Origin of the sequence: Aquella oligotrophica (assembly GCF_002892535.1) — a bacterium.
Taxonomy (GTDB): domain Bacteria; phylum Pseudomonadota; class Gammaproteobacteria; order Burkholderiales; family UBA11063; genus Aquella; species Aquella oligotrophica.
Genome location: NZ_CP024847.1, coordinates 1666266 through 1679217, shown reverse-complemented (window position 1 = coordinate 1679217; position 12952 = coordinate 1666266). Strand labels below are relative to the sequence as shown.

At 35.9% G+C, this 12952-nt stretch carries 14 protein-coding genes; 13 read left to right on the top strand and 1 reads right to left on the bottom strand.

Translation table 11 applies throughout. From position 1 onward, the window contains the following. Window positions 1–115 precede the first annotated feature (115 nt). The 6 genes from CUN60_RS13325 (at window position 116) to CUN60_RS07720 (ending at window position 6306) form a co-directional block, all read left to right on the top strand. Window positions 116–841 carry a Mur ligase family protein gene (locus CUN60_RS13325; RefSeq protein WP_102951490.1) on the top strand — a complete coding sequence of 242 codons (726 nt, stop codon included), beginning with the start codon at window positions 116–118 and terminating at the stop codon, window positions 839–841. Further along, entirely contained in the window at window positions 793–1755 is a 963-nt protein-coding gene (locus CUN60_RS07740) for a glutamate ligase domain-containing protein (protein ID WP_102951489.1), read from the top strand. Before CUN60_RS13325 ends, CUN60_RS07740 begins: the two co-directional genes overlap by 49 nt. Before the next feature lie 535 nt (window positions 1756–2290). After that, window positions 2291–2740, top strand: coding sequence for a hypothetical protein (locus CUN60_RS07735; protein ID WP_102951488.1), 450 nt, complete (start codon window positions 2291–2293; stop codon window positions 2738–2740). A gap of 148 nt (window positions 2741–2888) precedes the next feature. Next, window positions 2889–3365 carry a DUF2844 domain-containing protein gene (locus tag CUN60_RS07730; RefSeq protein WP_158649348.1) on the top strand — a complete coding sequence of 159 codons (477 nt, stop codon included), beginning with the start codon at window positions 2889–2891 and terminating at the stop codon, window positions 3363–3365. Window positions 3366–3375: 10 nt separating this feature from the next. After that, window positions 3376–4614, top strand: a complete 1239-nt coding sequence (locus CUN60_RS07725) for a DUF3443 family protein (RefSeq protein ID WP_102951486.1) — start codon at window positions 3376–3378, stop codon at window positions 4612–4614. 42 nt (window positions 4615–4656) lie between these two features. After that, entirely contained in the window at window positions 4657–6306 is a 1650-nt protein-coding gene (locus CUN60_RS07720; RefSeq protein ID WP_102951485.1) for a calpain family cysteine peptidase, read from the top strand. Between the two features lie 63 nt (window positions 6307–6369). Here the strand turns inward: CUN60_RS07720 and CUN60_RS07715 are convergent, their stop codons facing one another. Beyond that, window positions 6370–7419, bottom strand: coding sequence for an alkene reductase (locus tag CUN60_RS07715; protein WP_102951484.1), 1050 nt, complete (start codon window positions 7417–7419; stop codon window positions 6370–6372). A gap of 205 nt (window positions 7420–7624) precedes the next feature. Here CUN60_RS07715 and CUN60_RS07710 point away from each other — a divergent pair, with 205 nt between their 5' ends. The 7 genes from CUN60_RS07710 (at window position 7625) to CUN60_RS07680 (ending at window position 12945) form a co-directional block, all read left to right on the top strand. Next, on the top strand, window positions 7625–7816 hold the full coding sequence (locus CUN60_RS07710; RefSeq protein ID WP_102951483.1) for a hypothetical protein: 192 nt from the start codon (window positions 7625–7627) through the stop codon (window positions 7814–7816). Between the two features lie 391 nt (window positions 7817–8207). Continuing rightward, the gene (locus CUN60_RS07705; protein ID WP_102951482.1) at window positions 8208–8534 is read left to right on the top strand and encodes a hypothetical protein; all 327 of its coding nucleotides are present in this window, start codon (window positions 8208–8210) and stop codon (window positions 8532–8534) included. Between the two features lie 223 nt (window positions 8535–8757). Continuing rightward, window positions 8758–9933 (top strand): MFS transporter, encoded by a 1176-nt coding sequence (locus CUN60_RS07700; RefSeq protein WP_102951481.1) that lies wholly within the window; start codon window positions 8758–8760, stop codon window positions 9931–9933. Beyond that, complete coding sequence (gene edd, locus CUN60_RS07695; protein WP_222593236.1) at window positions 9923–11728, top strand: phosphogluconate dehydratase; 1806 nt, start codon at window positions 9923–9925, stop codon at window positions 11726–11728. The genes CUN60_RS07700 and edd overlap by 11 nt, the downstream gene beginning before the upstream one ends. A gap of 12 nt (window positions 11729–11740) precedes the next feature. After that, window positions 11741–12121, top strand: a complete 381-nt coding sequence (locus tag CUN60_RS07690; protein ID WP_102951479.1) for a bifunctional 4-hydroxy-2-oxoglutarate aldolase/2-dehydro-3-deoxy-phosphogluconate aldolase — start codon at window positions 11741–11743, stop codon at window positions 12119–12121. Further along, entirely contained in the window at window positions 12103–12387 is a 285-nt protein-coding gene (locus CUN60_RS07685; protein WP_102951478.1) for a bifunctional 4-hydroxy-2-oxoglutarate aldolase/2-dehydro-3-deoxy-phosphogluconate aldolase, read from the top strand. Before CUN60_RS07690 ends, CUN60_RS07685 begins: the two co-directional genes overlap by 19 nt. 9 nt (window positions 12388–12396) lie before the next feature. Next, window positions 12397–12945: an adenine phosphoribosyltransferase gene (locus tag CUN60_RS07680; RefSeq protein ID WP_102951477.1), complete on the top strand. Its 549-nt coding sequence runs from the start codon at window positions 12397–12399 to the stop codon at window positions 12943–12945. Window positions 12946–12952: the final 7 nt, after the last annotated feature.

Here is a 12952-nt window from a genome sequence, read left to right as displayed (position 1 = left end):
TATAATCTTCAAAATGTAATTTTTATATGGGGTAGTGAAGTGACACAGTTATATGATGCCAAGTTTTTTTCTTCGCGTTTATTGGGCAAAGCCGCTTTTTTGACCGTGCTGGGCGATGATTGATGTTGACTGGTCAGGAGATAATGAGAAAATAGCTAGTACCTTTGCTGAAGAGTTGAAAAAGCTTTTAGAGAAATTGCCAGTTAAAGATTATGAAATAAAAACCAAAGTATATCGCAATGGCTTTAATATTGCTTTACGCTATCCATATGATTTACTAATGGTAGCGTGTGAGATGCTTGATTGGGTTTGGGCGGATATTACTGATCTTTTTGATCTTGAGCGCGAGGTTAATTTAAAACGGTCGGTGCGTCGATTTAAAAAAATTATTGCTGAGAACCAGAAATTAATACTTAGAAAAATCTATAATAAAGCTTTAGAAAAGAAAGTTAATTTTTTTGTTAATAAAGATACTGTAGTCCTAGGTAGTGGCGTTTATCAGTTTAAGGCAAAGCTTAATAAAATATTGAAATTAAGTGATATTCCGTGGAAGAAAATAAAAAATATTCCATCAGTATTAATTACTGGGACAAATGGGAAAACTACAACTACTCGTTTGACTGAGTTTATTTGTCGTAAATCTGGATTGGTTTCAGGATATTGCTCTACTGATTGGGTAATGATTAATGGTAAATTAGTTAGTGAAGGTGATTTATCAGGACCTTCTGGACATCAATTCGTATTATCTAGTAGTAAAGTCGAGGTAGCAATACTTGAAGTTGCTCGTGGGGAATGGTCAAACGTGGACTGTTACCTAATTATGCAACCGCAGCTACGATGACAAATATTGCTCATGATCATATCGGACAAAATGGTATTGAAAACCTAACTGATTTAACAGTTGCCAAAGGGTTAGTTTACAATGGGTTGAGTGATGATGGTCTTGCGGTTATCAATCTTGATGACGAAAATATTGTTGCCTTACCGAATAAACACCGAAAAGCCTATCTATCTACGAAGCTAGATGAAAGTGCAATTGGTAAATATTTGACTAGCGATAATTTTGTCGTTTTTATTGCGGATAAAGAGATCATTTTAAAAACGCTAACTGAACGCTTTACGCTTAATCGCATTGATGAAATTCCTGTAACAGTTCACGGACTTGCTACTTATAATTATGAAAATGTACTTCATGCGGTAGCTTTAAGTTATAGTCTAGGTGTTTTGCCAAAACAGATTATCAAGGGGCTTGCCAAATTTGGTGGTGATGACAAATCTAATTTTGGGCGTTGGAATTATTACCACTCTACCAAACATGGGCATCTTGTAGTCGATATTGCGCATAATCCTGCTGGGCTTGAATCGGTATTAACTCTGGCTGATGGCTTTAGAAAGCTAAAAGGCTTAAAAGGAAAGCTTGGGTTAATGTATGGTAATACAGCGGATCGCCGTGAAACGATGCCGGAAATTGCTGATATTATTATTCGCCATAATGTTGATTCTGTGATTATAAAAGAATTTCAACAGTCATTACGTGGTAGTGAATTAGGTGAAATGCCCGAAGCCTTTAAAAAAGTACTTCTTGAAAAAGGCTATCCAGCTAAAAAAATCAAGGTTATCCCGAATGAGGTGGAGGCTGTAACACATATACTTGCTAAAGCTAAACCGGAAGATATGAATATCCTTTGTAGTCATGAGTTGATTATTGAAGTGTCTAAATTATTAAAAGATGCATTAAAGGCGGAAAGCTTTTAATTAATAAATTTGGGCGGGGTTAATGTTAATTTTTATTAAGAAAGTCTTCTGTAAAAAAAGCAGAAAGCCCGCCTAGGTTATTATTGGTTTAGCCAGATGTTTAACTTTTTTTAGATGTTTTTTATTTCAATATCTCAAAAAAATTGCAAAATTTTACCTAACTATGTTATTATTCAGGTTCTAGCAAAAACAACTCATACGCGGTTTTGCCATTAATAAGTGATTATTAATGAATTAGCGGATCTTGGTTATAGTACTATATGCACCTTCTAGCATGCCTGTAACCACTACAACAGTCGATAAGACTGGATGTACCTTATATCACCAGATATATAAACAAATAAGAGATATAAATGGCAAAACATTAAATTGTCAGACTCTACTTATTTAATTGATTTTTGAGTGTTTCCAATAATATCAAGATACATATCCTGAAGTCAATTGAATATATTATTGTTTAGTCACAATAATATTGGTAACTATTTCTAATGCTATATGCTTTGGAGATAGCTATGAATATTATATGGACAATGTTATGTATTTGCATAAATCAAACCTATCTTGGAGCGTGCTCTTAATCAGGCTATTGATTATTGGTCAAGCCTGCATGCTAGTGTCAGTTTTAATGGATGCCTTTACTGATTTATTATCAAGTAATACTTGGCTACTTGATAATGATCTTTCACTGGATGGTTATTCAGATTTAGTCAATGAAGTCTACTGGATAATGTATTTTCTTGCCTACTATATTGTGTATCTTGTCCTTCTTCTACTAAGTCTTACAGTACATGATTTTGACAATGATTTGCTTTTATTGGTGGAGTGCCTTAACAGAAGCCTTCATACTTTTAGTAAATTATCTACCATTACTTATTTGAGTAAATTATTTTATTCAAGAATCAAACACAATCCCTTATTTATCAAAACCAATCAATTTTACTTACTTCAGGCAGAAGAAGCTTCATCATACCTTCCATTTGTATAATTAAAAATAACTATTCACGATAATTACCGATAAATATCTAAATTTATTTGAGATAAACTATAAATAATCAGGTTCATTTTTATAAATAAAGTGAGCTATGCGCTAGCTTTATCTAAAGAAAATGCCTACATCGAGAAAGATTATACAAATGAAAGCAAAACTACTTAAAGTTTCAGTATTAACACTAATAATTAGTATTACCCCACTTGTAGCATGGGCAACTCTAGGAGAAGACTCAAGCAGTATAATGAATGATGCAAATGCTCTAAATGCTAAAGTCTCACAAGCTACTGATTATTCAGTTGCTGGAGCAAACTCATCTACACCATATCAAACAAATATCCTTGAAACTGCAAATGGAATCACGATCAAACAGTTTGTCTATAATGGTAAGGTCTTTGCCGTTGCATGGCATGGTTCACATGTTCCTGATCAAAATCAGTTATTTGGTAAATACTTTGCAACCTTGCAAAATGCTACTCCAAGCTATAAATCTGTATCAGCAAGACAAGTCAATAGTAATGATTTTGTTTCTGCTACTAATGGCTGGATGGGGCACTACGAAGGAAAAGCATTAATTCCTTCATTAGCACCAGCAAACGTATCTATCAATAATGTGAAATAAGGATAATGTCATGAAAAAAATTCAAATAATTTCAACAGCTCTTATAGGTTTAACATTAGCGGCATGTAATGGTGGCGGGGGTGGTAATTCAAGTAGTTCAAATGCTTCTAATACTTCTAATACTCCTATTGAAAGCTCAGGATTACCACAAAAATCATCAAATTCAACAGTCAATAATGTTGTACCAGTTACCGTTGATGGTGGACCAAGCGGTAATTCTCCATATAATACACCATTTGTTAGTGTAACGGTTTGTAGTGTAAGTAATCCAACTAATTGTCAAACAATTGATCATATTATTTTAGATACCGGATCTATGGGACTTAGAATTTTTGCGAATAAACTTAATAGTAATCTTAATCTGACTAATGAGAATGTGAACGGTTCACCAACCGCTGAATGTACTTTATTTGGTAGCGGCTATGATTGGGGCTCAATTGCGATGGCTAATGTGCAAATGGGTAGTGAAGTAGCAACTAATATACCAATCCAGATTATTAATGATCCAACTATCCCGGGAGTACCATCTAATTGTAGTAATCAAGGTGCATATAATGATTTGGGTGGTGCGAACGGAATTATTGGGGTTAATCCATTACCTTATGATAATGGAACATACTATTCATGTTCTGGAAGTAGTTGCAGTATCAATAGTAATATTAATACAAATCAGCAAGTAGTAAGCCCAGTATATATGTTCGCTAATGATAATAACGGTGTAATTGTCCAGTTACCGAATGTACCAAGTGGCGGCTCTTCTTCTTTGAGTGGAACTTTAACTTTTGGAATTGGTACTGAACAAAATAATCAGCTAACAGCACAAAATGTCTTTACTAGTAATGGTACGGCACAAGATGGTAGCTTTACGACTAATTATGATAGTGGCAGTTATGATTCAATATTTGATACTGGATCAACTGAGCTATTTTTTGATACACCAGCTAATTCTCCTGCATTAGCTGTTTGTCAAAGTTTGAGTGGTTTTTATTGCCCAACTAGTACCACAGCAATAAGCACGCAAATATCAAGCTTAAATGGTAGTAATGCTATCAATTATAGTTACAACATTATCAATGTTGAGAATTATTTGAACAGTAACCAAAACACCGAAGCAATCCCAAATGCAGCTGCTGAAGGTGGCGATAACTTCTTTATTTGGGGCTTACCATTTTTCTATGGTAAGAAAGTATTTAGTGCATTTACTGGTGCAAATGCTGGTGGCGCTAGCGGTCCATATTTTGCTTTTTAAAAATTTAAGAACATCATATAATTTACATATAGGAATCTAATAATGAAAAACTTTAAATCTTCAGCATTATTTTTATCATTAGTGTCAATTGGTTTAACTCTTTCAGCATGTAATAGTGGTAGTCAACCAACAGCTACTAATAGCACAAGCTCGTCTAATAGTAATATAAATATTGCAGAATCTGCTAGTTCATTGCCACAAGTAAGTGTCAATGACTTAAAACAGATTTTTAATGCTCTTGCAGCAGACCCTGCAAAAACAACAATAAATTTGGAATCAGCGGTAGCAATTATTACTGGAAATGATCAAGCTGCACTAGCTAAGTTAAAATCATTATCACTAAGTGGTTATAGCGCTGCAGTTGCAAATGCAAATAATGTGCCGCATGTAACAATTAATTCAACGCCTACCCAAGCTCAGTATAATGAAGCTTTATTTGCGGCTTTGTTTATTGGTGACGTAACTGACTCATCTGGAAGTGACGGTACCAGTGATCTAGGGCAAATAACTTGGGATAATACAATTAAAAACCTAGGAATGGTATCACATCGTTTTTTTGGTGGCTATAGACTTGCCCAGCAAGATTATACTTGGAGCTTTAATCCGGGAACGCTCGAAACTATAGTAAATACTCCAAATCAAATTGGAAATTTATCTGATGTTAACTTCTTAAATGTTCATCAGGGCGCTGTTGGCGATTGTTATTATTTATCAACCCTTAGTGCTTTGATTTATCAACGTGGAGCTGCCTCAGTATTAGCTAAATTCCATCAAAATGGAACTGGATATAATATTGATTATACTGATGTTCATTCTGTTGCAAGCCAAATCAGTGTAACACCTGTAACTGATCTTGAAATTGCAACTGGTGCGTACTCTGCTGGTAGTGGACAATGGCTAAGTTATTTGGAAAAAGCTTATGGAGATGTTTTGATGACTCCAGAATATAGCTTTATCTACTTTGGTAATACGCCTGTAATTGCGGGTAGTATTTATGATTTGGCTACGTTTTATGATGGGATGATTGCATCACAATTACCTGTTGGTCAATACTATCCAGCATTCAAATTTTTGACTGGACATGAGGTGTATGAATTTGATACGGTTAGTAATACTGATGATACTTTGGTTAATCTTTATGCTGCCAATCCTAATTCGAATAACTTGATACTAGGTACAAAACTATCACCATCGAATATGGTAAATCTGATTGATCCATTATTGGCGCAAGGACGTGTAATGGTACTTGGTACTCCTGTTGATACCAAAGAGTTAAATGGCGCAACTGATTCAACCGCTGTTGATCTACCACCAGGAATAGTTGGTACTCATGCATACGCAATACTTGGTCATGCTAATGGTATGTTCAAGTTAAGAAATCCATGGGGTACTAACTTTACTCCAGCTGGACCAGATAGTATTACGAATGGCTATACGATGAATGATGGTGTATTCTATGTTCCTGATGCTGATGTGTTTAAAATCTTTGATCAGATTGATATCGAACAGATTCCTGGTCTTGATAAAACTCCGGTAGTTATAAATGGTGTGGTCCAAAAGGATTCTCAAGGTAATCCACTATTTAATCAAGGAAGTAGCTCAATCATGGATAGTTTTGTTACCAGTAATGGGGCATATATTAAAAATAACTATTCTTCAGATATAGCGGTTCCGCTTTCAAATAATCATTAGAAATTAGGCTGGCAATTTGCCAGCCTGCTAATCTTTACATGTTGGTAATTATCAGACTAGTTTTTAAAGGGTAGGGTAATCAGTATATCCTTCTTTTCCACCACCATAGAATAGCTCTGGTTTTGGTGAATTTAATTCTGCATTTAGCCTAAAACGCTCAACAAGGTCGGGATTAGCAATATATAATTGCCCCCAAGCTGCTGCATCAGCATTACCACTAGTAATTATTCTTTCAGCATCATCTTTAGTCAGTTGCTGATTAATTATGTAGTTTCCGCCAAATTCTTTTTTAAGTGTAGCTGCTAAATTATCATTTCCCTCTACCGCTCTTGCACAGATAAAAGCAATTTTTCGTTTGCCTAGCTCGCGAGCCACATAACTAAATGTTTCTAGTGGTGTTGAATCACCCATTGATTGAGCATCACAGCGTGGAGCTAAGTGCATCCCTACTTTACTCGCACCCCAAACCTCACATACCGCGTCGGTTACTTCTAGCATTAGTCTAGCTCGGTTTTCAATGCTGCCACCGTATTCATCTGTACGGATATTACTATTATCTTGTAAAAATTGATCTAATAAATAACCATTTGCACCGTGTATTTCTACTCCATCGAAGCCAGCCTCTTTCGCATTTATTGCACCTTGTTTATAATCGGCAATAACTTCTTTAATTTCATCTATTGCTAATGGGCGTGGTGCGTCATAGGGTTTAATCGGTCGGACATGGCTTGGATGCCCATCTGCTGCAATATTACTTGCTGATACTGGCTGTTTACCATCCAAAAACACCGGGTCAGAAAGACGCCCAACATGCCATAACTGTAGAATAATTTTGCCACCAGCTTTATGAACTTTATCTGTAACCAGCTTCCAGCCTTCAATTTGCTCCTTGCTCCAGATACCAGGAGTATCGGGGTAACCAACACCCATTGGACAAACCGATGTTGCTTCAGTGATAATTAATCCTGCACTTGCGCGCTGTTCATAATATTCAGCCATTAATGGCGTTGGAACACGTCCGGCACCAGAGCGACATCTGGTAAGTGGTGCCATGATAATGCGATTTTTAAGTTCCAGATCACCAAAGGTAACTGGTTCAAATAAATTAGACATAGTATTTCCTTTAAAACATTTGTTTTATATATGGGGAGCATATTAGTGAAAACAAGCTTAAAATGAAATTATATTTTGGGAGTCTTATCAAATAAGGGTTAATCTCAAAAATGGGAATAAAGTTTTCAAATATGGGAAACTACTTTAAAAAATAAACTGGTATTATATCGGTATGTAAGATTAATATATATCAGGAGCAGATGTTATGAATAAAATTTTAATTTCGCTAATTTTTTCTTTAGGTTTTTCATTTGCTAATGCTGCAACTCATGGTACGCATGCTGATGGTTGTAAGGCTAGTAGTACCAATAGTCTTTATGCAGGTAAGGCAAAAAATATGGTTAGGTCGGAATTGCCATTTGGTCCTGTTGGAAGTTTCCGAGGCGGTTTATTCTAAGCCCACAAATTAATTATTTTATCAAAGTTCCCTCTTGAGATTGACCAGGTTTTTTGACTTGGTCTTTTTTTATTTCTAAGTTAGCATTTATCTGTACTTGAAAATAGCGTTGACTTTATCGGCTAATAATGCTAGAATGAAGGGTAATTAAAAACTTCTATTCTTATCTATCTCATCGTTTTGGTTTTCAAATACCTTGTTATACTTATTTCTAGTCTTCATTTAGTTTTATTTTTAGGTTAAAATTTCTAGTCAATACCGTAGTATTTTTGTTTTTTTGCAATTAATGCCTTGAGACTACTCTATTGAGAAATTCATTCATTATCAAACACATTGCTCAAAATTAAATTTATGATTTTTAGCGTTGGGTTAATTATTTTTTAGGAAAAATATGTATTTAAAAAAATTTAATGTCTATCAACAAGAAATTATCAATAATAGTTTGGCAGATGGCATCGATCCATCTAGTTTTGCTAAGCCGCATATTGATCAGTTCAAGATGCAAGTTGCTGCTCATGCTCTTGATCAGGGAATTAATCTTTCTGCCTATTTGGAAGATTTTGACTTTATTGAGTTAAATGAAATTAGGTTGGCAATAAAGTCTAATTTGAATGTTGCGAAAATAGCAATCAAAGGTCTTTCCTGTAAAGAAATGCATGAGCGTAGATTGAAATTGATGAAAACTCTGCCAATAAATTTAAAGATAAAAGCTGCTTAAATCCCAAGTTTTGATTCTCATGAATTTTGTGTTATACTTAATCTTAAATAGTCATATGCTGTGCTGCACTAAATATTAATGAAGGTTTATGAATAATAGGTAGTATAATATATTATTCGAATAAAGCATGTGCTAGGCATGTTTACTACTGTAATTTCTTTTAGTAGTAGCCCGAAGTGCATGTTTGTACCCAATTACCTTTGACTTGTCAATTTAAGTTTAAATGTTTAAAATAATAGCCTTAGCTACGATTCTATCAACAATCGGTGCAATTTCTTCTGAAATGTATATTCCTTCAATGCCATACATGGCAACATGGTTTCATACCAATGATACTACTGTTCAATATTCATTAACTGCCTATATGTTAGGTACCATAATTCCAGCATTATTTTTTGGTAGTCTCGCTGATATTTATGGGCGCAGAAAAATCATTCTGATTGCACTTGGAATTGGTCTAATTGGCACATTAGGTTGCCTTTGTGCGCCAACAATTGGCGTTTTTATCGCATGCCGATTTATTCAGGGCTTTGGTTTTAGTAGTACCAATGGCTTGGGGCGTGCTTTATTACGAGATCATTATTCTGGAGAGACATTTGCCAAATACTCTTCGTATTTAAGCATGGCATTTGCATTTAGTGTCGATGTTACGCCTTTCTTTGGTGGAATTTTACAAAAGAATTTTGATTGGCACGCAATATTTATCTTTTTGCTTGTTTTTAACTGTATTTCACTTTATGTCGCGAGCAAATTTCCTTTTCGGCAAATAGAAAACAGAAATACTCAGTTTAAATGGAAAGAAATGGTCATAAGCTATCTTAACATTTCAAGAAATAAAATTTTCATGCGCTATAATCTTATTGCTGCTTGCATGTATTCAATTTTTATGTGTTATCTTACAGTAGCTTCTTTTTTATGGCAAAAAACTCTTGGAGTATCTCCAGAAACATTTGGTCTATTGACATTATTTCTTTCTTTATTTTATGTGGCAAGTTGTTATCTCAATTCTTTTCTCGTTCGTTTTGGTGTAGATAGAATCCTGCAATATGGTTTGATTGTAGTTCTTATTGCTGGTGGTGGATTAGCCATATCTGGTGATCTTTTTAAGGGACAAGTGGTCTTTTTTGTTTTGATGGCAATGATTTTTGCTGGTAGTGGAATGGTGTTTTCCAATGCAAGTTCAATGGGGATGTCCTCGGTGAAAGAGAATTTTTCAAGTGCATCAGCATTTTATAGTTTTTCATCGATAGTTGTTGCTACAGTGTTTTCTGCCATTATAAGTCAATTTAATGAGCTTTCATTTCTCCCTCTTGCTATAATCGTTATCTGCCTAGCTGGGTTATCGCTGTTGGTACATATCCGGCGCAAAATTATTTTACAGGTGAATTATGCTGAATAATATAGTTGAAAAAGTTACTCAAAGAATTATTGAAAGAAGTAAGGAATCTCGCAAGGAATACCTAAGCCGGATGCAAAGCCAGTATGGTAAAAGGGTCAAGCGTGAGCAGCTTGCCTGTACTAATCTTGCTCACGTTGCCGCCGCTGAGGAAGATAAAGTTAAAATTCGCCTAAAAAGCATTGAAAATCCTAATATCGGTATCGTTACTGCTTATAATGATATGTTGTCTGCGCATCAGCCATATTACCGCTATCCAGAGATATTAAAAGAAGCCATTTTAGCCGAAGGTGGTACTGCTCAGGTTGCAGGTGGCGTTCCTGCGATGTGCGATGGTGTTACTCAAGGACAGGTTGGGATGGAATTATCTCTATTGTCGCGGGAAGTAATTGCTATGGCAACTGCAGTTTCTTTGAGTCATAATGTTTTTGATGGTGTGATCTGTCTTGGTATTTGTGACAAAATTGTACCCGGATTATTGATTGGGGCATTAAGTTTTGGTTATTTACCGACAATTTTTATTCCAAGCGGACCAATGCCTAGTGGTATTTCTAATAAAGAAAAGGCTGAAACTAGAAAGTTATTTGCTGAAGGTAAAGTTGGTAAAGATGCGCTGCTTGAGTCTGAATTAAAATCATATCACGCCGCTGGAACCTGTACTTTTTATGGCACTGCCAATACTAACCAAATGATGATGGAAATGCTTGGCTTACACATTCCCGGTGCTGCATTTATTCATCCAGGGACTCCATTCCGTCGAGCGATAACCGATTATGCTGCCCATCAGATAGTCAACAATACAGCTCAGCGAAATAACTTCAATCCGCTTTGTGAGATTATAACTGAAAAATCAATTGTTAATGCAGTTGTGGGACTACTCGCAACAGGTGGTTCGACCAATCATACTTTACATATTCCTGCAATTGCTAAGGCAGCAGGTATTACTGTTACTTGGGATGATTTTGCCGAATTATCAAAAGTGGTACCATTACTTGCCAAAGTTTATCCAAATGGAAGTGCTGATGTAAACCAGTTTCATGATGCAGGTGGAATGGCATATATTATTGAGCAACTTATTGCAGGTGGTTATGTTCATACCGATGTGAAAACTGTTGTTGGCAGTGGGCTTCATGCCTATGCGAAAAATCCGTTACTGGATAGTACTGGTAAGCTACAATGGGAAAGTGCATTTAATAATGATGATAGTGTAATTCGTTCAAAAGATAATCCATTTAGTCATGAAGGTGGACTTCGCCTGATGATTGGTAATTTAGGGCGTAGTGTCAGTAAAATTTCAGCGATAGCTCCAGAACATCGCTATGTTAAAGCACCTGCGGAAGTTTTTCATAGTCAAGAAGATGCAATTGCCGCCTATAAATGCGGTGAGCTTAATCGCGATGTAATAGTAGTACTTAAATATCAGGGACCTCAAGCCAATGGTATGCCTGAATTACATGGGCTTACGCCAGCATTAACTTCACTTCAAGACAAAGGGTTTAAGGTTGCTTTAGTTACTGATGGTAGAATGTCTGGAGCCTCCGGTAAAGTTCCGAATGCTATTCATGTTACTCCTGAAGCATTAAAAGGTGGCAATTTTGCCAAGATTAAAAGCGGTGATGTGATTGAACTTGATTTGGAAAATGGAGTGTTGCAAGCATTAGTTTCTGATGATGAATTTAGTCACAGGGAATTTACTCTTGCAGATTTATCTGGTAATAAAGTTGGGTTGGGGCGTGAATTATTCAATAGCCTGCGTGATAAACTTAGTGATTCTGAAACTGGCGCGAGCCTATTTTAAAGGGATATTGTGATGAGAACAGTAGAGCAGATTTTTGCAGTTAATAAGATTGTTCCGGTTGTAGTAATTAATGATGTTGAGGCCGCGGTTCCCTTAGCAGAAACGCTTCTTGAGTCAGGAATTAATGCTATTGAGATTACTTTAAGAACCCCAAATGCATTGGAAATTATTGAATTATTGGTGAAAAAAGTGCCACAAATCGTTGTTGGTGCAGGAACAGTACGCACCTCAGCTGATTTTTTTAATGCTTGTGTATCAGGGGCTAAACTAATTTTTTCTCCGGGAACCACAGAAGAATTATTGGCTGCTTCACGTAGCCGTTATTCAGATATTAGGTTTATACCCGGAGTTGTTACACCGAGTCATGTAATGGAGTGTGCTTCTCGGGGTTAAACTATCTTAAATTTTTTCCTGCTGAGCCGTTTAATGCCTATGAAGTTTTAAAGGCAATGGCATCACCGCTATCCGATGTAAAATTTTGTCCAACGGGTGGTATTACCATAGATAATATGCAAAAGTACCTTGAATTGCCAAATATTTTTGCTATTGGTATGTCTTCGATTGTTGATTCCAAGCTGATTGCTGCACATGATTTTGTTGAAATCCGTCGCCGTTGTGAACAGGCGGTATCAATCGTAAATAATTCTATCAAAAAATAAGAGGTAACCATGACTGCAAAACCACAGACTCTTGATTTTATCCGTAATTCAATTCGTGATATTCCAAATTGGCCTGAGCCCGGTGTAATGTTTCGTGATATTTCTACAATGCTACAGAACCCACAGGCATTTCGTGCAGTAGTAGATATTTTTGTTGATAGATATAAAGGGATAGGAATTGATGTTGTTGCTGGACTCGATGCACGCGGATTTATTTTTGGTCCCATAGTTGCCTATGAGTTAGGCATTGGCTTCGTTCCGATTAGGAAAAAAGGAAAGCTTCCTTATACTACAGTTTCAAAAAGCTATACTCTTGAATATGGTGACGTTAGTACTGTAGAAATGCATATTGATGCAGTCAAAAAAAGCGATAAGGTAGTGGTAATTGATGATTTGATTGCTACAGGTGGCACCATGCTTGCTGCTTGTTCACTTATTACTGATTTGGGTGCAAAGGTACATGAGTGTGCAGTGGTTAGTGATCTACTTTATCTTAAAGGTAGTGATTTAATTAAAGAGCGAGGATTTGAGGTCTTTTCGATTCTTGAATATAAATAATAAGTGG

What these genes read in the sequence shown, in the direction of transcription:
- CUN60_RS07700 (WP_102951481.1), top strand. Translation starts at nt 8,758, where the DNA reads ATGTTTAAAATAATAGCCTTAGCTACGATTCTATCAACAATCGGTGCA.
- edd (WP_222593236.1), top strand. Translation starts at nt 9,923, where the DNA reads ATGCTGAATAATATAGTTGAAAAAGTTACTCAAAGAATTATTGAAAGA.
- CUN60_RS07730 (WP_158649348.1), top strand. Translation starts at nt 2,889, where the DNA reads ATGAAAGCAAAACTACTTAAAGTTTCAGTATTAACACTAATAATTAGT.
- CUN60_RS07705 (WP_102951482.1), top strand. Translation starts at nt 8,208, where the DNA reads ATGTATTTAAAAAAATTTAATGTCTATCAACAAGAAATTATCAATAAT.
- CUN60_RS07715 (WP_102951484.1), bottom strand. Translation starts at nt 7,419, where the DNA reads ATGTCTAATTTATTTGAACCAGTTACCTTTGGTGATCTGGAACTTAAA.
- CUN60_RS07720 (WP_102951485.1), top strand. Translation starts at nt 4,657, where the DNA reads ATGAAAAACTTTAAATCTTCAGCATTATTTTTATCATTAGTGTCAATT.
- CUN60_RS07710 (WP_102951483.1), top strand. Translation starts at nt 7,625, where the DNA reads ATGAATAAAATTTTAATTTCGCTAATTTTTTCTTTAGGTTTTTCATTT.
- CUN60_RS07690 (WP_102951479.1), top strand. Translation starts at nt 11,741, where the DNA reads ATGAGAACAGTAGAGCAGATTTTTGCAGTTAATAAGATTGTTCCGGTT.
- CUN60_RS07680 (WP_102951477.1), top strand. Translation starts at nt 12,397, where the DNA reads ATGACTGCAAAACCACAGACTCTTGATTTTATCCGTAATTCAATTCGT.
- CUN60_RS07740 (WP_102951489.1), top strand. Translation starts at nt 793, where the DNA reads ATGGTCAAACGTGGACTGTTACCTAATTATGCAACCGCAGCTACGATG.
- CUN60_RS13325 (WP_102951490.1), top strand. Translation starts at nt 116, where the DNA reads ATGATTGATGTTGACTGGTCAGGAGATAATGAGAAAATAGCTAGTACC.
- CUN60_RS07735 (WP_102951488.1), top strand. Translation starts at nt 2,291, where the DNA reads ATGTATTTGCATAAATCAAACCTATCTTGGAGCGTGCTCTTAATCAGG.
- CUN60_RS07725 (WP_102951486.1), top strand. Translation starts at nt 3,376, where the DNA reads ATGAAAAAAATTCAAATAATTTCAACAGCTCTTATAGGTTTAACATTA.